This is a genomic window from Flavobacterium aestivum, assembly GCF_026870175.2.
GTDB lineage: Bacteria > Bacteroidota > Bacteroidia > Flavobacteriales > Flavobacteriaceae > Flavobacterium > Flavobacterium aestivum.
In genome coordinates this window covers 985,495-1,005,609 of record NZ_CP113977.2, presented here as the reverse complement: position 1 = coordinate 1,005,609, position 20,115 = coordinate 985,495, and the positions used below count along the sequence as shown (strand labels likewise).

Sequence of the window (20,115 nt, the reverse complement as noted above, 5' to 3'; positions counted from 1 at the left end):
CACCCGTTTACAATCTTGTACTCGGGTGTTATTATTTTTTAAATTAATTTTTTGATTGAAATTCAATCTAAATATATTTATATTGTAATACCCATTGCTCTTTTACAATACTGATACAGTATAGAAAGCATGGGCTTTATTTGTTTAAAAAAATAGCAAAACAAAAAAGTTATGGTTTTAAGAAGAGTTGTGGTAACAGGCCTTGGTGCTCTTACTCCCATTGGAAATAATATCGAGGAATTTTGGAATGGTTTAATTAATGGTGTTAGTGGAGCTGCTCCAATAACATATTTTGATGCGTCAAAATTTAGAACAAAATTTGCCTGCGAAGTAAAAAACTTCAATGTAGAAGATTTTATTGATCGAAAAGAGGCCAGAAAAATGGACCGTTACGCACAATATGCCGTGGTTGCATCAGACGAAGCTATAAATGATGCTGGTTTTAATTTTGACACATTAGATAAAGACAGAGTAGGTGTAATTTGGGGTTCAGGAATTGGAGGATTAGAAACTTTTCAAATAGAAGTTCTTAATTTTGCAGAAGGTGACGGTACTCCAAAATTCAATCCTTTCTTCATACCAAAAATGATTGCTGATATAGCTGGAGGTCATATTTCAATGAAATACGGATTAAGAGGTCCTAATTTCACAACAGTATCTGCCTGTGCATCATCAACAAACGCAATTATTGACGCATTCAATTATATCCGATTGGGTCATGCTGATGCAATTGTAACTGGTGGATCTGAAGCCGCTGTAACTATAGCAGGAATGGGTGGTTTTAATGCCATGCATGCCTTGTCTACAAGAAATGACGATCCAAAAACAGCTTCAAGACCAATGGATAAAGACAGAGATGGATTTGTACTAGGTGAAGGTGCTGGAGCATTAGTTCTAGAAGAATACGAACATGCTGTAGCTCGTGGAGCAAAAATATACTGTGAGATTGGTGGAGGCGGAATGTCTGCTGATGCCTATCACATTACTGCCCCACATCCTGAAGGATTAGGTGCGAAAAATGTAATGCTAAACTGCTTGAGAGATGCTGGTCTAGAACCAACTGACGTTGATGGTGTAAATATGCACGGAACATCAACTCCACTTGGTGATATTGGAGAATCAAAAGCAATTTTACAAGTTTTTGGTGAACATGCATATACCATGAATTTGAATTCAACAAAATCAATGACAGGCCATTTACTTGGAGCTACTGGTGCAATTGAAGCAATATCATGTATTCTTTCGTTAAAACACGGAGTTGTACCTCCAACAATCAATCATTTTACAGATGATGAAAATATTGATCCAAAATTAAACTTTACTTTTAACGTTGCTCAAAAAAGAGAAATGAACGTAATTATGAGTAATACATTTGGTTTTGGTGGTCACAATGCATGTGTTTTGGTTAAAAAATTAGATTACAAAGCATAAATGCGTTTTATTAAAAAAATATTCTCAAAATCCCGTTCTCTAGAAGACGGGATTTTTTTTGATGCTATTCAACCCATACTAGGATTTAGCCCAATAACTCTTGAATTTTACAGAAAAGCATTCACTCACCGCTCCTCTAACCGGTTAGATTTAAAAGGAAATCCCATTAATTATGAAAGGCTTGAATTTCTTGGTGATGCAATGCTAAGTTCAGTAATTGCAGCATATTTATTCAATGAAGCCCCTTTAGGAGATGAAGGTTACCTTACCAAAATGCGCTCTAAAATTGTTAGTAGAGAGCATTTAAATGAATTGGGGAAAGATTTAAATCTTATTCAATTTATTGAGAGCAAAGTTCCTGTACATCATTTTGGAGAAAACATACATGGTAATATTTTCGAATCACTGATTGGGGCAATTTACTTGGATAAAGGCTATGAGCATTGCGAAAAATTTATTCAAAAAAGAGTAATCACACCTTATGTAGATATCGCTCGATTAGAAGGAAAAGTAATCAGTTATAAAAGTTTGGTTATCGAATGGTGTCAAAAAGAAAAAAAAGTCTTTCATTATGACATCTTTGAAGATAACGCTATAGATGGTCAAAAATTATTTGGCGTAAAACTTAGTATTGATGACAAAGTTATTGCCAGAGCCAGAGCCACTTCAAAAAAGAAAGCTGAAGAAAAAGCATCCCAACGTGCTTATTTTGCTTTTCAAGAAAAAATTGACAGAAAGCAACTATAACATTAGTAATACTACATCGTTTTCGTTAATAAAATATTAAAGTCACAGCTATTTACCTTCTATTTGCTTGAATAGAAATGGTATATTTACGCATTATAATTTGATATAATGGCTATCCATAAATTAGATCTTGGCGAATTTGACGAAATAGACTATAGCCTTATTGCTATTTATACTCCTTTAGATGATTATCGATTGGCCTATTTTATCAATCAAAAATTTAATGTAAGCCTAAGTAAATCTAAAAAGGAAATTCAAATTACTGGGAAAGAAGGTGAAGCTCATTTTTCAAGATTTCATTATTATGAAAAGAAAAAAGAAATTTCTTGGGATTTGATACAGAACAAAAACGAAATCATTCATAAACAAAAAAAAGAGAATCTCAACTTATTTTCTGATATAGACATGGAAGTCTCATCAAAAATATATATGCTTCCAGAATTCAAAAAAGTAGATTACTTTTTAAAAATAGAAAACGGGGATGACTTAAATGTTTTAAAAATACAAAATACGCTAAATACGATTGACAATATAACTACGATGTATATTGCTGATACTGACAAAATAAAATCTAAAAACAATTTAATTTTTTAATACCAATGCTTACGAACAAAAAAACCAAAATTGTAGCCACACTTGGACCTGCATGTAGTACACGAGAAATCATAAAGGACATGATCGATGCAGGTGTAAATGTGTTTAGAGTAAATTTTTCGCATGCTGATTACGAAGATGTAAAACAAAAAATAAGCATCATACGAGGCTTAAACGAAGAATTTGGATATACTACCGCAATTCTTGGAGACTTACAAGGACCTAAACTGCGCGTTGGAGTTATGAAAGATGGTGTCGTTGTAAATGACGGTGACTTAATTACTTTCACAACTGCAGAAGATATAGTTGGAACTGCCAAGAAAGTGTTCATGAAATACCAAAACTTTCCTAATGATGTTAATCCTGGAGAAAGAATATTATTAGATGATGGAAAATTAATTTTCGAAATCGTTGAAACTGATAAGAAGTCTGAAGTTAAAGCTCGTGTAATTCAAGGTGGTGAATTAAAATCTAAGAAAGGGGTAAATTTACCAAACACTAAAATTTCTTTACCAGCTATGACTGAAAAAGATGTTGCTGATGCCCTTTTTGCAATTGAACAAAATTTAGACTGGATTGCTCTTTCCTTCGTAAAAACACCTCGCGATTTACAAGACCTTCAAGATTTAATTGCTAAACATTCTACCTACAAAATTCCGATTATTGCTAAGATAGAAATGCCTGAAGCATTAGAAAACATGGATAGAATTGTTGCTTATTGCGATGCTTTGATGGTGGCTCGTGGTGATTTAGGTGTTGAACTTCCTGCACATGAAGTACCATTGGTTCAAAAAGAATTAATTCGTAGAGCAAAAACAGCTAGAATCCCTGTAATTGTTGCTACTCAGATGATGGAAACAATGATCACTAGCTTGACGCCAACTCGTGCTGAAGTAAATGATGTTGCCAACTCTGTTATGGATGGTGCTGATGCCGTAATGCTTTCTGGAGAAACAGCTACAGGAAATTACCCAGTACAAGTAATCAAGAAAATGACTCAAATTATTGAAGCAGTCGAAGATTCACCGCTTATCCAAGTTCCTCAAAACACACCACAGGTAAGAACAAACCGTTTTATTACTAAAACAATTTGTCATCATGCTGCTCTTATGGCTAATGTGATCAAAGCAAAAGCAATTTGTACGTTGACCAATAGTGGATATACGGCTTTTCAAATATCAGCTTGGAGACCATCTGCCCATATTTTGGTTTTTACTTCAAATAAAAAAATCCTTACCCAACTTAATTTATTATGGGGAGTAAAATCTTTTTATTATGACAAAAGAGTAAGTACTGATGATACCGTTACAGATGTAAATGCTATTGTAAAAGAAAAAGGTTTTGTGAAAAAAGGTGATTTCCTTATTAACTTAGCTGCAATGCCTATTATTGAAAAAGGTATGGTAAATACATTGAGAATTTCTGAAATAGATTAATTTCAAAAACTCATACACATCACTTATAAGCCGTCTTGTTTCTTAAATAGATTCAAGACGGTTCTTTATTTATCCCCAAAAATCTGCACATCATCTATCTGGAAAGCGCCATCTAAAGCAAGATTTTTCCCCGAACCTGTGTACTTGAAAGCTATATTTATTTTCCCTTTATAAGATGATAAATCCACTCCTCCAGAACCTACAAACTGATACCAAGGTGTGGCTTGTTTAGGCAATACAACTTTGACTGGAATCCAAGTAGCTTTAGTGACATTCAACCCATCAAAATTATTAGAAACATACACTTCTAACGAGTTTAAGGGAGAATCTACATCTAAGTGATGCTGTGCTGTTCTAAAAGTGAGCACCTCATTGGTATGCAAATCCATATCTATTTTTGGCGAAATTAACCAAGCTATATTCGACGCTACTTTTGTTCCTGTAGTGTTAAACTCGGCATAGCCATTTCCTGCATAGACCGTACCTAACCAAAATTTCGTACCTTTTTCGACTAGATTTGACCAACCTGGAAGATTAAGCTTGGTATTCGTTTCTACACTTTGAAAACTTTCAGAAAAGAAAGGAACTGCAGCAGCGCCATTGAGCATAACATCTTTTTCTGATCGTGCCAATAATTGATAATCTGATCCAAATTTGGTTAAAACCCCTCGTATTTTTCCGCTCCCATCAGGGACAATTTTATCAGCAAAGTCAGCAAAACTACTTGTTCTAAACAAAACTTGATTCCCTAATTTATCCATCAAACTCCAATTGGTTCCTCCTCCAACATCGTTAGATTCTTCATAATAATGCCGCCCAATGGCTTCTTTTATGAATTGCACATCCGACAATTCTACTAATGTATTAATGTTTTCATCCTGCAACAAATCTGGAATAGAAATAGTGCGAACCAAGAGATCCTCACTTACCATTGTACAAGAAGCATTTAATACATTTTTATAATCGTTTGGAGAAATTCTACCAACACCTCCTTCATTATAGATATTGACATAAATACTCCCGATACGCATTCCTCCAAAATAAATATCTGTATATTGATTTTTCATTTTAATATACACTTTATTACCTAATCTAAAATCTATGTACGTATTAGAGGCATCTACAGGAACACTAAAACCCATTGCAGGAGCTGAGGCTGTCGCCAAAGTTTGAAATGAAATTGTCTTGAAAAAATTTCCGGCTTCATCACTAGAGACCACATACGCCTCTATAATATCATCGTATGTATATTGTGTCACTATAGAACTTGTGCTCGCACGTACTTCTTCGACAGTACGATTAACTTTTAAATCCGGCTGTGTACATGTCAGTTTTGGCACATTGAATTCTTCCTTTGCACAGCTACCGAAAGTTACTGCAATTCCTAAAAAAACTGTATAGAATTTTAAGTTCATCTTTCTTTTGTTTAAAATTTATAAATTGATGTACAGGTTCACAAAATAAGTTCTCCCATAACCATAAAAATATTTGTTGCCAAAATTTGGAGTTCCGCTTGAGACATCTTGATTGAGCTGTCTAAAATTGGCGTTTCTGGCTTGTTCGTATCCGCCTGTTTTATAAGTGAGGTCCAAAACATTATTTATAGTTGCAAAAAGTCCAATGTTTTTCCCCTTTATTCTCCATGATTTTCCTCCAGAAATGTTTAATAAAAAGGTCGGATCAAATTCTTCCTGCTTTAATAATTCTCTGGCTCTTTCCTCTGAAGCTTCCGGAAAATTAAAACCGCTTGCTGGATTCTTATAGAAAGTAGCAGTTCTGGAAATAGGAGAAACATCTATAAAACTATTGGCCAGATAATTGATATTGCCTCCAACCCACCAATATTTAGGGTCCCTATATTCAATTCCTAAAGCATATGCCTGTTGTGGCATTCCCGCTTGATGATAATTTTTTAATGATGAAGTTCCAAAATCAAATACAGGGTTGGGATTTTCTATAGTAGCCTGAGCATCATTGGTTATAGTAACATTTGGGTTGCTATCAAATGTAAACTGACCATAAGCTGCTGAAAAATTAGTCATTAGCGTTGGGCTTAATTGGTATTGAAAACTAAATTCCGCTCCTAAATTTTCCTTATCCAAATTTGTCAATGTCTGACTTACAAAAGCATCGGTATTGGCATATCCTGCTCCATCATCAAAAATTCCCTCGGCATAAAAGAAAGACGTTTGTGTTATGTTTTTTATTTTGGCATAAAAAAGAGTAAGACGGGTTTGCCATTTTGGAGTTCTAAAAAAATAACTCGCATCCAAGCTGCTTATATTTTCATTTTCTAAACCCACAACAACCGAGTTATTCAAGCGAGAATTAGGAAACGTATTCCGTATTGTTGGCGCATTGGAAAGATAAGCACCATTAAAATTCAATTGTTGTTTACCCGAAATTTTGAAAAGAATTCCTCCTTTGAAACCAAAATTTTCGAATTGCACTTTCTCACTTTTCCCAAAAGAATTGGTTGGATAAATTCCGTTTTGATACAAACCTTCTCTCTGATAATTTGTGCTTATAAAATTTTGTGCCAGATAAAAATCAACTTTATCATACGTAAATTTAAAGTCGGTAAAAAGGTTTAAAGTATTCGCTATATAATTAAAGTTGTAGCCATAAGTATCTCCCTCCACAACTTGCCTATCGGGATGATTCAAATCCGATTGTGCTTGATTCCCATTGTAAAAAACATCTATATCATCAAAATATAAACCTCCTAACAGATCCGTTAATTGTTGATAATTATGCGATTTTAAGTGACTATAAAAACCTCCAGCTGTCAAGAAAAGATTGTCACTCAATTGGGTGTTAAAAACTGAATTGGCCGTTATCGTTTGGTCATCAGTTCTATCCTCATACAAAACATAATTACTTTTGGCAGGGGTATATCCTGTTATTTTTCCGTTAGCATCCAAAATTGGAGATTGATTGGCATAATACAAAGCATTCCAATCGATTTGATTATTGGTTAGAAACAGCTCTTTACTTTTCTCAGCATTCACATAATCAGGTGTGTATTCTCCCGAAAACTCACCATTATCTGCTGCATACATTGAAGTGTAATAGCTTGGCATTTTTTTGTAATAGGTTGGATCGGGGCTATTACCATTTTGATAATCAATATTGCTGTTAGTGATTTTACCAAATTGGTACGTTAAACTTGAATTCAGCGTTGTAGATTCATTAATTGTATAAAAATGATTCAGCATCAAGATCGGCTCCTCAATGGTTTTTATTCTGGCATTTCGCTTTTTTCCGTCTTGCCAACCCCAATACGAATTGTATTTTTCACTTGTTAATTCAGTGACTTCAGCAGTATTTGGCGAATTCTTGGCTCGTGAATTTGGTGTATAAAATCCAGAAAAATTAAGGGAATTGCGATCGTTTATTCTTTTTTCAACACTGATAAAACCCGCGATGGCATTATAATTTGTACCTTCAAAATATCCTTCCTCAGCCCAACGAGTTCCTGCTGAAACCACAAAAGCCCAACCTTTGTTACTCATTCCGGATGCATACGTTCCCATCATTCTCCAGGAATAATTGGTATTAGTACCCGAAAAAGATAAAATCGTTCCAGGTCTATAAATAGAAGCACGAGTATTGATTTCTTGTGTACCCAAAATACCTCCAAAAGCATAATCAGAAGGAAAAGAACCTACTGTAAATTCTTGATTCCGAATTGCATTATTCAATCCGCCCCAATCTCCCCATTGTGGTCTCCCGTCAAACAGTTTGTTCATCGTTACGCCATTGATCATCGTAGTTGCATATTGGCTATCTAACCCCCGAATCCTAAACCGAGCTTGTCCCCAGTTAAAAGCTGCCGCTTGCTGAAAAGCGTCTCTTGAAGATTGCAAAAGTCCCGAGGTACTTTCGGAGCCACTATTATCATCACTTAAATCACTTTCAAGAAGTGTGATTATCCCTGTTTGTTCCTCTGAAGTTTGATTATCCTCCAATGGAATCACACCCAAATCAAGCATTTGCTCTTTAATAATCACAATAGGAAACAATGCATCTTTGAATCCTTGACTATGCAAAAGCAACAATTGATTTCCTGGAATAACTGTATAAAAACTAAAAATACCATCGCTAGTTGTAAGTTGCATAAGCTGTGTATTTTCAATAGTTACTACTACATTCCCTAAAGGTTTTTGGGTTTTAGAATCAATAATTTTTCCCTTAATTCCTGTTGGCTTCTGAGCTAATACAAAAGTCATATTCAATAAAGAGAGCATTCCTAACAAAAATTTATCCATATAGTATTCTTAAACTTATTGGATCCGTTTTATGCAAAAACACTGCATACAACAGATTCAAAAATTAGATACGTTCTAAAAAGGATAAAAAAGTTTTGGGAAAAAGTGTCACGAAGACGCTAAATCAGACGTGGAATTTTAAATTTCTATCAAATAATATCCAGTAGAAATTCTTGTCGCGAACTTAGAAAAAAAACTATTAAATAATAAATAAAAAGTACTCCTTTTCTTATTTATAACAAAATAGAAAGAAATAGTTTATAATTATGAGTTTAATCAATGGCCTTAATTCGGGTAACCATAAAGGCTATTAGAAACCCAAAGATTCCGATAAAAGCAAAAGAGAATCGCAAATTTGAAATCTCAGCAATGTATCCTATTATTGGCGGTCCCATCAAAAAACCTAGAAAACTCACACTTGAAACAATTGTCAAAGCTTCTCCAGGAGGAACTGTTTTATTTTTACCCGCAACGCTATAAACTGTAGGAACAATAGTAGACACCCCAAAACCAACCAACATAAAGGCTAGTGTTGATGGAATTATAAAAGGAAAAAAGACTGCTGTAAAAAGCCCGATAGAAATCATAAGACCACCAATTTTCAGAACCAATTTCTTTCCATGTCTATGGATTAAATGGTCTCCAAAAAATCTCCCGCTTGCCATTGAAATCATAAACGAAGTATACCCCAAAATGACCAATGCTCCGGGAACTTTAATAATATCTTTAAAATAAACACCACTCCAATCAAACATCACACCTTCACTCGCCATGCAACAAAAACCAATTATTCCTAGCCAGATTAAAGCACTATCAGGTTTTGAGAATAATTTTTTCTTTTCAGTTTTTAAGGTTTCTTTAGCTTTGATCAGAAATTTATAATTAAAACCTATTAACAACAATACGATTATTGCAACTATTAAGAAATGTTCATAAGGCGTCAATTTTAAAGCCAGCATTCCTAAACCAACCAAAGCGCCTGTAAATCCCGCCAAACTCCACATTCCGTGAAAAGATGACATGATAGTTTTTTTATAAAGAACTTCGGTATAAACGCCTTGAGTGTTTACGGCAATATTAGATAAGTTTCCAAATATTCCGAACAAGAACAACCCAAGAGATAATTGCCAGGTTTCTTGAGCCAATCCTAAATTGGTTAAACTAAAAATATATAATAACAAGGCGAAAATCAAAACTCGGTGACTACCAAAACGGGTAACTAATTTGCCCGAAAAAGGCATGATTATAAGTTGTCCAAGCGGAAGAGCGAACAATACAGTACCCAAGCTCCCGTCACTCAAATGCAAAGCTGTTTTAATATCCGGAATTCTACTGGCCCAAGTCGCAAAACTCAAACCCATCCCAAAATAAAACATCGATACTGCCCAACGAATTCTGGATAAGTAAGATGCTTTTATGACTTTATAAGTTCTCTTGTATTTTGCTTTTGTACGTGACCTTCCAATAAAATTTAAATCTATCAAAACGATTCTTTTAGGGGGTTATTTTTTCAAAAGTACAAAAAGAAAAAAAGCATACGCAAAATCAACAAATTAACTAAGAACTACAACGTTATTGTTAAAAAGTATATGATAATAACATCAGAATAAGATTTATTTTGAGATTCCACCATTAGAAAAAGGGACCAACTTAGCTATCGCTTAATTGGTCACTTTCCCAACCTGCAAAACCAGCTATTGAGAGCTAGAAACATCATTTTATTACAATAATACTACAATAACTTTCCCTTCAATATTGCTTTCTATGGCAGCTTCAATGATTTGCATCACCTGTAATCCTTCATTAGCCGTAACTGGCTCTTTTACATCTTTACTAATTGATTGATAAACTCCTTCGAAAAAATCATAATAATTACCCTGTAATGTTGAGATTTTCTCTTTAATCTCTTTATCATCAATGACCGTATGTAACAATCCTTCATAACCGGGAGCTTCTTTCCCCCAAGTAGTAAGATTTGGTTTCTTTCCTAGTTTCAACTCATCTTCTTGTACATCTCCACGAGATTTCAAAAAAGAGCCTTTTTTTCCGTGAATAACATACGCAGGATTAGCTTCTCTAACAAAAAATCCAGCTTTCAGTCTCACTCGAAAATCATGATAATAAAGCAAAACATCAATCCAATCGTCTACTAAAGAATGTTCACGAGTCACCCGAATATCAGCAAAAACTGCTATAGGCATCCCAAATAAATACAACGCCTGATCTATTAAATGCGGTCCTAAATCCTTTAGAATTCCAGCGCCGGAATTAGCGGTTTCTTTATGTCCTTTTGCACTCAATAGCGGGTTGTAGCGATCAAAATGAAACTCCGCCTCCACCAATTCCCCCAGCACTTTATCGGAAATAACTTTTTGCACGGTTTTAAAATCACTATCCCATCTTCGGTTCTGGAAAACCGAAAGTTTCAATCCTTTTTCTTTGGCTAAATTATCTAATTCCTGAGCTTCAGCAGCTGTAGTTGTAAAAGCTTTTTCTACAACAACATGTTTTCCTGCGAGCAACACTTTTTTGGCATATTCAAAATGGGTTTCGACAGGTGTGTTTACAATAACCAAATCAATATCATCTTGGAGTAATTCTTCAAGAGTCTCATAGCTTTTTGCATTCGGATAATCCTGTTGAATGAGTTTCTTACTTCTCTCCCATGAGCCAACTAATTCAAACCCATCGTGAAATTCTATAAAAGGGGCGTGAAAAACTTTTCCTGACATCCCGTAGGATAGTAATGCGGTTTTTATTTTTTGCATGTTATTTTATTTTAGCCCTATCATATTGTTTTGGCCATTCTATATCTACACCTAATTCTTTGGCAAAATCCAATCCTAAATTAGGATTTCTAAGTGACTCTCTGGCAAACAAAACTAAGTCGGCTTTTCCAGTAGCAATAACATCTTCTGCCTGTTGAGACGTTGTGATTAAACCAACCGCACCGGTCAAAATTCCAGTTTCTTTTTTTATCTGTTCTGCAAAAGGAACCTGATAATTGGGTCCCAAAGGAATTAGTTGATGAGATACTAATCCGCCAGACGAAACATCTATTAAATCGACTCCATTTTCTTTTAATATTTCTGAAAGACGCAAAGCTTCTTCAACATTCCATCCTCCTTCTGCCCAATCTGTGGCAGAGATTCTAACCAATAAAGGAAATTCCTTAGACCATTCGGATTGAACTGCTTTGACTACTTCAAGTAGTAACCGTATTCTATTCTCAAAAGAACTACCGTATTCATCTGTCCTTAAATTAGATAAAGGCGAAAGAAATTGATGCAACAAATATCCATGTGCTGCATGAATTTCTAGTACTTGGTATCCTGCCTGAACCGCTCTTCTGGCGGCCGATTTAAAATCTGAAATTACTTTTTGTATCCCTACAAAATCCAATCGTGTAGGTACATGCTCATAATCATGAAAGGCAACAGCACTTGGCGCTACTGTTTCCCATCCTCCTTGATTTTGAGCTATTTTTTTATTTCCGTACCAAGGTGATGAAACACTGGCTTTTCTTCCTGCGTGAGCCAGTTGTATTCCCGGAACTGAATTTTGATCAATAATAAACTTAGTGATAGACTGTAATTTTGGTATCTGTTCATCATCCCATAACCCTAAATCGCTGGGAGAAATTCTACCTTCTGGAGAAACAGCTGTAGCTTCTTGAATAATTAGACCCGCACCACCTGTAGCACGACTGCCAAGATGCACCAAATGCCAATCATTTGCAAAACCTTCTTGAGCCGAATATTGACACATTGGTGATACCGTTATTCTGTTTTTAAGAGTAATACTTTTTATCTGTAAAGGTGAAAATAATTGAGACGACATATAACGGATATTAATTGTTTTAATTTTAAGAGCATTAAAACGAGATTTATATGTAGTAAAGTTATTGCACTAAGTTGAAATTAAAAAACGAAAAAAGCATTAATTAACAAACTTTTAAAACGATACCCAACAATATACCACAAATAATATAATAGAAAATAGTATTTTTGTCAGTCATTATAGAACCGAAAATTTAAAAATGGAAATATTTATCAAGCTTTCTCAATTTTTATTGAGCTTATCATTACTTATTATACTTCACGAATTAGGACATTTCATTCCCGCTAAATTATTCAAAACCAGAGTCGAAAAATTTTATTTGTTTTTTGATGTTAAATATTCACTTCTAAAAAAGAAAATTGGCGAAACTGAATACGGTATCGGTTGGTTACCTCTTGGTGGTTATGTAAAAATATCTGGTATGATCGATGAGAGCATGGACAAGGAACAAATGGCTTTGCCTGCACAACCATGGGAATTTAGATCTAAACCAGCTTGGCAACGTTTGATTATCATGTTGGGTGGTGTTACGGTAAACTTTATCTTGGCCTTCATTATTTATATTGGTATGGCATATGCTTATGGAGATTCCTATGTTGCAAATGCCGACATGAAAGACGGTCTTTTAATAGAAAACCAAGCAATGATCAATGCCGGATTCAAATCTGGAGATAAAATTATTGCTGTTGATGGAGCAAAAATTATTCGCTTTGACAAGGAAATCAGCTCTAAACTTATTTTGGCCAAAGAAGTCACTATTGATAGAAATGGCACCGAACAAACGATTAAAATGCCAAATGATTTTGTTGACCAATTGTCTAAAGTCGAAAAAGCGCCATTGGCTACCATTAGAATTCCATTTGTTATCGGTAACGTATCTGATGAGTCGGCAAACCAAAATCTTAAAACAAAAGATATTCTTTTATCACTAAACGGACAAACCACAAAATACCTAGATCAGGCCAAAGCAGTTCTAGAAAACAATAAGAACAAAACAATTTCAGCATTGGTTTTGAGAGATCAAAAACAAATAACTTTAGACCTAAAAGTAAACAAAGAAGGCAAACTTGGTGTTCAACTTGCTGCTTTAGGACTTGATTCTTTAGAAAAACTAGGGTACTATAAAATTACACATCAAAAGTACAGTTTCTTTGAATCGATTCCTTTTGGAATTGAAAAAGGAAAAGATCAATTGGTTGGATACGGTAAACAGTTAAAAATGATTTTCAATCCAGAAACCAAAGCTTACAAACAAGTAGGTGGTTTTAAAGCTATATTCGACATTTTTCCTAGTTCTTGGAGCTGGGAAGTTTTCTGGAGCATCACGGCTATATTATCGATTATGCTTGGAGTTATGAACTTATTGCCAATTCCAGCCCTAGATGGTGGTCACGTAATGTTTTTATTGTTTGAAATCGTAAGTGGTAAAAAACCTAGTGACAAATTCCTTGAAAACGCACAAATGGTTGGCTTTGTTTTACTTATATCATTGCTTTTATTTGCTAACGGAAACGACATTTACAAAGCAATTACAGGCAAGTAAAAATATTTATTAAAAAGAGTGAAAATATTTTTGTCAAACCAAAAAAACATCTATATTTGCACTCGCTAAAAAGAGCAACAACTTCCTCCTTAGCTCAGTTGGTTAGAGCATCTGACTGTTAATCAGAGGGTCCTTGGTTCGAGCCCAAGAGGGGGAGCAACTTTTTTTAGCAAACATATTTACCTTTAAGGTGATTCCTCCTTAGCTCAGTTGGTTAGAGCATCTGACTGTTAATCAGAGGGTCCTTGGTTCGAGCCCAAGAGGGGGAGCTTAAAAAAAAGACTATCATTACGATAGTCTTTTTTTTGCATTGAATTTTCCACACATATCCTATTTAACCCGTTAGATATTTCGAATCAACACTGAAAACTAAATCAAAAATCAAATTTAAGCTGCACCACAATTGTCTTTTTGATTTCGGTATTTAGGTTACTCAAAGAAATCCCGAGAAGCCGTACCGAATCTTTCATTTTCTCCTGATACAACAATTCTTTAACCGTTTCTAGAATCAACGCTTTATCCGATATAAAATAAGGCATTGTTTTACTTCGTGTTTGTTGGGTAAAATCGCTATACTTAATTTTTAGAGTGATTGTCTTTCCGGAAATATTATGCTTTTTTAAACGTCGCTCTAATTCATTTGCTATTTTTTCAAGCTTTTCAACCATAAACACCTCAGAAGAAAGATTACTATCAAAAGTATATTCTGCCGCAACCGATTTTGTAATTCGATTTGACCTTACTTCACTATTATAAATACCCCGAACCACATTATAGTAGAAACTTCCAGACTTGCCAAAATGCTTTTCCAAGAATTCTACCGATTTACTTTTAAGATCCAAGCCTGTAAAAATTCCGAGCTGAAACATTTTTTCGGTAGTGACCTTCCCTACTCCATAGAATTTTTGAATAGGCAAAGCCTCTAGAAAAGCTATAACTTCATCTGGATTGACCGTTTTTTGTCCGTTGGGCTTATTATAATCACTCGCAATTTTGGCAACAAATTTATTGACCGATATCCCAGCCGAAGCCGTTAGCCCTACTTCATTAAAAATACGCAATCGTATTTCCTGCGCCAATAAACTCGCACTAGGATTCCCTTTTTTGTTTTGGGTAACATCCAGATAGGCTTCATCAAGCGAAAGTGGCTCGATCAAATCTGTATAATCACGGAATATTTTGTGAATTTTTTTTGAAATCTCTCTATAACGATCAAAACGCGGTTTTACAAAAATAAGTTCTGGACAATATTTTTTGGCCAAAACACCACTTATAGCACTTCGAACCCCAAATTTTCGAGCTTCATAACTCGCCGCCGATACCACTCCTCTATTTTCGGCGCCACCAACAGCAATTGGTTTTCCTCGCAATTCCGGATTATCCATTTGCTCAACCGAGGCATAGAAAGCATCCATGTCGATGTGTATGATTTTTCTATTTGGTATGGATTCGAGCATGATACAAATTTAGAAACGTTTTGAATGAAATGAAACGACTCAACTGTTAAAAATAAATGAATATCTTTGATCTACATACTAACCCCACATAAAATCGGGAATATAACAAAGTGCTGGGTATAGCTCCTAAAATAGAAAAATGATAGAAATAGAAAGAAAATTTTTAGTCACTTCGGATGCATTCAAAAAAGAAGCATTTACTCAAAACCGAATAAAACAAGGTTATTTGAACTCCGTTCCTGAAAGAACTGTAAGAGTACGGATAAAAGGAAACAAAGGCTTCTTGACCATAAAAGGCATCTCTAACGACTCAGGTTTATCCCGTTTTGAATGGGAAAAAGAAATACCTATTGACGAAGCTGAAAAATTGCTGTTATTGTGTGAAGCCGGTGTTATTGACAAAACCCGTTTTGAAATCAAAACAAGTAATCATATCATAGAAGTAGATGAATTCTATGGAGAAAACGAAGGGTTGATTATGGCTGAAATTGAATTAAATTCAGAAACAGAATCTTTTGAAAGACCCATTTGGTTAGGCGAAGAGGTCACCAATGACAAAAGATATTACAACGCCTATTTGAACAACCACCCTTTTAAGAATTGGTGATTATTAGAATCAGCAAAGAGTAATTGGCAATGCGGTTTATGACTAGATTTCTTCAACCACCAAAAGCTAATTACTCTTTACTAATTACTGAAAGAATTATCATTTTTGTAATTCCTCAATTTTTACAATTACAGAACCACTTCCTTTGTTTGAAGTAATTTCCATAAATGCTTTTTTACTTAAATCTATCTCTCTCCCTCTCGCAAATGGACCTCTATCGATCACTTCGACTACTACCGATTTGCCATTAGCTTCATTAGTAATCCTGAGTTTGGTTCCAAAAGGAAATTTTCTGTGGGCAGCGCTAAGCTTTTTATTATCAAATCGCTTTCCGCTTGCTGTTCTTTTACCATTAAATTTGTCATGATAATAGGAAGCGTGCGCATTTTTTTTGAAGAATACAAACTTTCCAGTCTCGACAATTACAGAATCTGGGGCTACTGCAACTGGTTCAACTTCTTTTTCAACTTTTTCAACAACCTTCGTTGTTTTTTTTAAAGTATCTTTTTTAATGGAAAATTTTTTGCTGTTTATAATTGAACTTTGACTACTCACTAAACCAATATTGGCTAGTAAAAATAAAAGTGTGATTATTTTTTTCATTTATAGTTTATTAGGTGAAACTTTGAATTGCAAAAAACTTTTTGGTAAAAAAAAGTCCTTTTCAGGACTTTCTATATTGTATTAGAACCACAATGACCAAGGAATTCTACTTAAGATAAGCACCAGTCCTAAACCGTAGAATATAGAAAAGGTTTTGAATTTTGATTCGCTGGTTGTTAGTTTTTTATGTTTAGACCAGCCTATAGTAATTAAAGCAATTGCAATTATATTGATTAATGGGTGCTCTAATGAAGTCAAACGCAATGCTTTATCAGACATTTGCCCAAAAGAAGCCAATCCTAACGGAGACACAAAATACAAAATCAAACCTATCAATAATTGAACGTGAGCTCCAATCAAACCAAACAAAGCAATTTTTCGATCTTTGGCAGTAAATTCTTTTTTAGAAGACATTCCCATTATGGCATTGATAACCGCTATAACAAGAACTAATAATGCAACATAAGCCCAACCTGAGTGAAATTTTTGTAAAATAGTGTACATAAATAAGATTTTAATTTGAACAAATATAAGCAAAAAAGTCATTAAAAAACCCCAATCAGCTAAAAAGCGATTGGGGTATTTCTTGACTTTATTCTGATTCTTTCTTAGAAATCGTAACGTAAATTAAAGTTCCAAGTTCTTCCAAATCCGAAGAAAACTTCATTTGCAGTTGCTACACCATTATAAAGCTTTCCGTTAGAAAGGTAAGTCCCTTTTGAACCAGCTGGTTGTCCAGTTGCAACAGGAAGATTATCATCAGCAAAGATGTTAGTTCTAGATTCTGCAATATAAGTTTTATCTAAAACGTTGTTCACATTAATTCTGAAGTTTACTGATTTATTTTTTTTCGCACCAACAAGCATCTTATAAGAGAAACCAGCATCCATCAATCCGTAAGAAGGCAATTGTAATGATCCTTTATTATTTGCATTAGAGAATTTATCTGGTGAAATTGCAGCATATAAATTATCATTAAAATTATAATTAGCATCCAAAGTAACTCTTGTCAAAACCTCATAAGAAGCACCCAAAGAAGCTGTCATTTGAGCAGCATCACCAACCTTAACATTATCCAAGTACAGAACTCCTGAACTCAACTCATTATTAGCATTATCATACAACGTAGATTTTGCTTGTCCACTATATTCCCAAATTCCATAAGAGAACATTCCATTCACTCTCAACTTATCAGTTACCCTAGCATTTCCTTCAAATTCAACACCAGAATGTGTTTCTGCAAGTCCAGTATAATCGAAATATCCACCAGGATTAGTAGTTGCAGCATCATTTACTCTTAAATTTCTATCTTTCCAAGTCGTATAATACAAATTCACATTAGCTGTAAATATTCTTGAACGGAAACCATATCCAGCTTCAACAGCCATAATTTTTTCATTCACTAAATACGGATTAACAATAGATGCGTTTCCAGGATACACCGCATTAAAGAACGGTTGTTTTGAATAATACCCAGCATTAGCAAAAACATTATGCTTTTCATTAATATTATAGTTTGCTCCTCCTTTTACGTTACCTCCAAGTATGTTTTCGTAATCTGTAGAAGAAAGTGGATCAGAACTTAAATATTTGAAATAATCTACTCTTTTAAAACCTTGTTGAGAAATAGCTCCTTGAATGAATGCAGTCAAATTGTCTTTAGAATATTCCAATTGAGTAAAAGCACCGTACCAGTTTACATTTCCATCATTGTAAAAATTAATTTTATCTCCATTAGTCGCACTCGCAAAAGGATTTCCTGAAGGCTTAGTTGTGTACGTATCAGTTAAAATTCTATTTGGATTATTCTTATCAGTATTATCAAAATACTCATCTGCACCTAATAAATTATTTAGATTTTGATAATGAATACCTGTATAAGTTCTAGCATCTATACCTAAATCCCAAGTTAGATTATTTGAGAATTTTTTATTAAAATTAATAACACCACCATACCAGTCATGAGAATTGACAGATGAAATTTGAGAAATACCTGAAGTACTATTATAAACATATGGAGAAGCTGGAGTCCCTGCACCAGTTCTACCTGTACTTGAACTATTTTGGAAATTACCATTAATCTGAGTTCTTGTTGTAGCAACCCCATTAATCATAACCGTTTGACCAGAGTTATAGGCTTGAATTTTATCAAAATCAACTAAACCATCGGCAGTTCTAAAAGCACTATTTAAATAATTTAATCCTCTAACTCCTCCAGCACCTCTAGTTCCACCTCCACGGCCCCAAGAACCATAAAGTACTGTTGACAATTTTGAAGTTTCATTTATTTTGTAATCCCAGTTAATAGAACCAACTGGCTTGTGAAAATAGTTTCTTGTCATATTAAACTTTTCTCCATTCAAATAACCCCAATCCGAGTTATATCTTGTATTTGGCTCTCCATTAGAACCATACTTTTGATATGTTTCGATTGTAATACTTGAGTTTCTTTGGTCATGCCATTGTGGTGCACCTGTAAAAGTAAATTGAAAATCGTGTTTGTTATTTTTTGTTGCATATCCTAAAGCAACAAAATAATTATCTCCTACAAATTCAGTTCCATTTACATAACCATCTCCCATAGTATGACTATACAATATAGAAGCAGAAAGTCCATTCTCTAATTTTCCAGTATTATAAGATGCTTGTGTTTTAAGATAGTTTGCGTTTCCAAAAGAAGACCCAATAGACCCTCCTTCTTTTTTATCAGAAGATTTAGTCAATATATTGATTGTTCCTCCAACAGATGAGATAGCCAATTTTGAAGAACCTAATCCTCTTTGTACTTGCATCGCTGAAGTTACATCAGATAATCCAGCCCAGTTACTCCAATATACAGCACTAGTCTCCATATCGTTAATAGGCATACCATTTATCATAACAGCAATGTTCTTTTGGTCAAATCCACGAATGTTAATTCTAGAATCTCCAAAACCACCACCACCTTTTGTAGCATATACTGAAGGTGTATTTTTCAAAATTTCTGGAAATTCCTGAGTTCCTAATTTTTCTTGAATTTCAGCCGCTTTAATTGTAGATACAGCAACTGGTGTTTTTCTGTCTTTTGCAACATCGACTACTGTCGATTTAACAACTATTTCACCCAATTCGTTAGAGTTAGACACTAAAACAATGTTTCCTAAATCTGTAGAAACACCGTTTGCAATTGTAAAATTAACAGTTTTGTTGTCAAAACCGATGTAAGAAATATTCAATTGTCCAGCATTTACAGTTGAGTTAATGGTGAATTTACCATCAAAACCTGTTGATGCGCCAGCACCACCTTTTATAGCAATATTTGCTCCAGGCAGAGGATTTTGTCCATCTGTAATGGTTCCTGTAATTTTCCCTTGTGAGAATACTGTCGAAACCACTAAAAATAGTACTCCTGAAAGTAACCAATTTTTCATTGTCTTCATTATTGTTAGTTTATTTATTTTTGGCAAAATTATAACATTCAAATCAATTTATGTTAAGAAACCTTTAAGGAATTGCACATTTAGCAATACTTCTGGATAATATAATAGCATTATAATTATTAGGTTAAAAAATTGAATAATTTTCACAAATAAACCATTTAGCATAT

General features: G+C 34.3%; 15 protein-coding genes and 2 tRNA genes. 8 read left to right on the top strand and 9 right to left on the bottom strand.

What is annotated here, in order from left to right:
- Positions 1 to 171: 171 nt before the first annotated feature.
- The 4 genes from fabF to pyk all read left to right on the top strand — a co-directional run bounded on the left by fabF (position 172) and on the right by pyk (position 4,208).
- Positions 172 to 1,431, top strand: a complete 1,260-nt coding sequence (gene fabF, locus OZP08_RS04360; RefSeq protein WP_268848511.1) for a beta-ketoacyl-ACP synthase II — start codon at positions 172 to 174, stop codon at positions 1,429 to 1,431.
- Entirely contained in the window at positions 1,432 to 2,178 is a 747-nt protein-coding gene (rnc, locus tag OZP08_RS04355; RefSeq protein WP_281323100.1) for a ribonuclease III, read from the top strand.
- A 108-nt stretch (positions 2,179 to 2,286) separates the two neighbouring features.
- Positions 2,287 to 2,772, top strand: a complete 486-nt coding sequence (locus tag OZP08_RS04350) for an IPExxxVDY family protein (protein ID WP_281323099.1) — start codon at positions 2,287 to 2,289, stop codon at positions 2,770 to 2,772.
- 5 nt (positions 2,773 to 2,777) lie between these two features.
- The gene (pyk, locus tag OZP08_RS04345; protein ID WP_281323098.1) at positions 2,778 to 4,208 is read left to right on the top strand and encodes a pyruvate kinase; all 1,431 of its coding nucleotides are present in this window, start codon (positions 2,778 to 2,780) and stop codon (positions 4,206 to 4,208) included.
- Between the two features lie 65 nt (positions 4,209 to 4,273).
- Here the strand turns inward: pyk and OZP08_RS04340 are convergent, their stop codons facing one another.
- The 5 genes from OZP08_RS04340 to OZP08_RS04320 all read right to left on the bottom strand — a co-directional run bounded on the left by OZP08_RS04340 (position 4,274) and on the right by OZP08_RS04320 (position 12,319).
- The gene (locus OZP08_RS04340) at positions 4,274 to 5,623 is read right to left on the bottom strand and encodes a DUF5689 domain-containing protein (RefSeq protein ID WP_268848508.1); all 1,350 of its coding nucleotides are present in this window, start codon (positions 5,621 to 5,623) and stop codon (positions 4,274 to 4,276) included.
- An 18-nt stretch (positions 5,624 to 5,641) separates the two neighbouring features.
- On the bottom strand, positions 5,642 to 8,479 hold the full coding sequence (locus OZP08_RS04335) for a carboxypeptidase-like regulatory domain-containing protein (RefSeq protein WP_281323097.1): 2,838 nt from the start codon (positions 8,477 to 8,479) through the stop codon (positions 5,642 to 5,644).
- A 272-nt stretch (positions 8,480 to 8,751) separates the two neighbouring features.
- Positions 8,752 to 9,963 carry an MFS transporter gene (locus OZP08_RS04330; RefSeq protein ID WP_268848507.1) on the bottom strand — a complete coding sequence of 404 codons (1,212 nt, stop codon included), beginning with the start codon at positions 9,961 to 9,963 and terminating at the stop codon, positions 8,752 to 8,754.
- Between the two features lie 237 nt (positions 9,964 to 10,200).
- Positions 10,201 to 11,247, bottom strand: coding sequence for a Gfo/Idh/MocA family oxidoreductase (locus OZP08_RS04325; protein ID WP_281323096.1), 1,047 nt, complete (start codon positions 11,245 to 11,247; stop codon positions 10,201 to 10,203).
- 1 nt (position 11,248) lies between these two features.
- Positions 11,249 to 12,319 carry an NADH:flavin oxidoreductase/NADH oxidase gene (locus OZP08_RS04320; protein ID WP_281323095.1) on the bottom strand — a complete coding sequence of 357 codons (1,071 nt, stop codon included), beginning with the start codon at positions 12,317 to 12,319 and terminating at the stop codon, positions 11,249 to 11,251.
- A gap of 199 nt (positions 12,320 to 12,518) precedes the next feature.
- Here OZP08_RS04320 and rseP point away from each other — a divergent pair, with 199 nt between their 5' ends.
- The 3 genes from rseP (at position 12,519) to OZP08_RS04305 (ending at position 14,131) form a co-directional block, all read left to right on the top strand.
- Positions 12,519 to 13,862, top strand: coding sequence for an RIP metalloprotease RseP (gene rseP, locus OZP08_RS04315; RefSeq protein ID WP_268848505.1), 1,344 nt, complete (start codon positions 12,519 to 12,521; stop codon positions 13,860 to 13,862).
- Between the two features lie 83 nt (positions 13,863 to 13,945).
- Positions 13,946 to 14,019 (top strand) — tRNA-Asn (locus tag OZP08_RS04310).
- 38 nt (positions 14,020 to 14,057) lie between these two features.
- Positions 14,058 to 14,131: transfer RNA gene (locus tag OZP08_RS04305), tRNA-Asn, on the top strand.
- Between the two features lie 105 nt (positions 14,132 to 14,236).
- Here OZP08_RS04305 and dinB read toward each other — a convergent pair.
- Complete coding sequence (gene dinB / locus OZP08_RS04300) at positions 14,237 to 15,319, bottom strand: DNA polymerase IV (RefSeq protein ID WP_281323094.1); 1,083 nt, start codon at positions 15,317 to 15,319, stop codon at positions 14,237 to 14,239.
- Between the two features lie 139 nt (positions 15,320 to 15,458).
- Between dinB and OZP08_RS04295 the strand changes: the two genes are divergently transcribed.
- Positions 15,459 to 15,926, top strand: a complete 468-nt coding sequence (locus OZP08_RS04295) for a CYTH domain-containing protein (RefSeq protein ID WP_268848504.1) — start codon at positions 15,459 to 15,461, stop codon at positions 15,924 to 15,926.
- Positions 15,927 to 16,025: 99 nt separating this feature from the next.
- Here OZP08_RS04295 and OZP08_RS04290 read toward each other — a convergent pair whose 3' ends face one another.
- The 3 genes from OZP08_RS04290 to OZP08_RS04280 form a co-directional block, all read right to left on the bottom strand.
- On the bottom strand, positions 16,026 to 16,529 hold the full coding sequence (locus tag OZP08_RS04290; RefSeq protein WP_281323093.1) for a septal ring lytic transglycosylase RlpA family protein: 504 nt from the start codon (positions 16,527 to 16,529) through the stop codon (positions 16,026 to 16,028).
- Positions 16,530 to 16,610: 81 nt separating this feature from the next.
- Positions 16,611 to 17,033 carry a hypothetical protein gene (locus tag OZP08_RS04285; protein WP_268848503.1) on the bottom strand — a complete coding sequence of 141 codons (423 nt, stop codon included), beginning with the start codon at positions 17,031 to 17,033 and terminating at the stop codon, positions 16,611 to 16,613.
- A gap of 104 nt (positions 17,034 to 17,137) precedes the next feature.
- Complete coding sequence (locus tag OZP08_RS04280) at positions 17,138 to 19,948, bottom strand: TonB-dependent receptor (protein ID WP_281323092.1); 2,811 nt, start codon at positions 19,946 to 19,948, stop codon at positions 17,138 to 17,140.
- Positions 19,949 to 20,115 lie beyond the last annotated feature (167 nt).

What these genes read in the sequence shown, in the direction of transcription:
- dinB (WP_281323094.1), bottom strand. Translation starts at nt 15,319, where the DNA reads ATGCTCGAATCCATACCAAATAGAAAAATCATACACATCGACATGGAT.
- pyk (WP_281323098.1), top strand. Translation starts at nt 2,778, where the DNA reads ATGCTTACGAACAAAAAAACCAAAATTGTAGCCACACTTGGACCTGCA.
- OZP08_RS04335 (WP_281323097.1), bottom strand. Translation starts at nt 8,479, where the DNA reads ATGGATAAATTTTTGTTAGGAATGCTCTCTTTATTGAATATGACTTTT.
- OZP08_RS04340 (WP_268848508.1), bottom strand. Translation starts at nt 5,623, where the DNA reads ATGAACTTAAAATTCTATACAGTTTTTTTAGGAATTGCAGTAACTTTC.
- OZP08_RS04290 (WP_281323093.1), bottom strand. Translation starts at nt 16,529, where the DNA reads ATGAAAAAAATAATCACACTTTTATTTTTACTAGCCAATATTGGTTTA.
- OZP08_RS04325 (WP_281323096.1), bottom strand. Translation starts at nt 11,247, where the DNA reads ATGCAAAAAATAAAAACCGCATTACTATCCTACGGGATGTCAGGAAAA.
- OZP08_RS04350 (WP_281323099.1), top strand. Translation starts at nt 2,287, where the DNA reads ATGGCTATCCATAAATTAGATCTTGGCGAATTTGACGAAATAGACTAT.
- OZP08_RS04320 (WP_281323095.1), bottom strand. Translation starts at nt 12,319, where the DNA reads ATGTCGTCTCAATTATTTTCACCTTTACAGATAAAAAGTATTACTCTT.
- OZP08_RS04280 (WP_281323092.1), bottom strand. Translation starts at nt 19,948, where the DNA reads ATGAAGACAATGAAAAATTGGTTACTTTCAGGAGTACTATTTTTAGTG.
- OZP08_RS04295 (WP_268848504.1), top strand. Translation starts at nt 15,459, where the DNA reads ATGATAGAAATAGAAAGAAAATTTTTAGTCACTTCGGATGCATTCAAA.
- OZP08_RS04285 (WP_268848503.1), bottom strand. Translation starts at nt 17,033, where the DNA reads ATGTACACTATTTTACAAAAATTTCACTCAGGTTGGGCTTATGTTGCA.
- rseP (WP_268848505.1), top strand. Translation starts at nt 12,519, where the DNA reads ATGGAAATATTTATCAAGCTTTCTCAATTTTTATTGAGCTTATCATTA.
- fabF (WP_268848511.1), top strand. Translation starts at nt 172, where the DNA reads ATGGTTTTAAGAAGAGTTGTGGTAACAGGCCTTGGTGCTCTTACTCCC.
- rnc (WP_281323100.1), top strand. Translation starts at nt 1,432, where the DNA reads ATGCGTTTTATTAAAAAAATATTCTCAAAATCCCGTTCTCTAGAAGAC.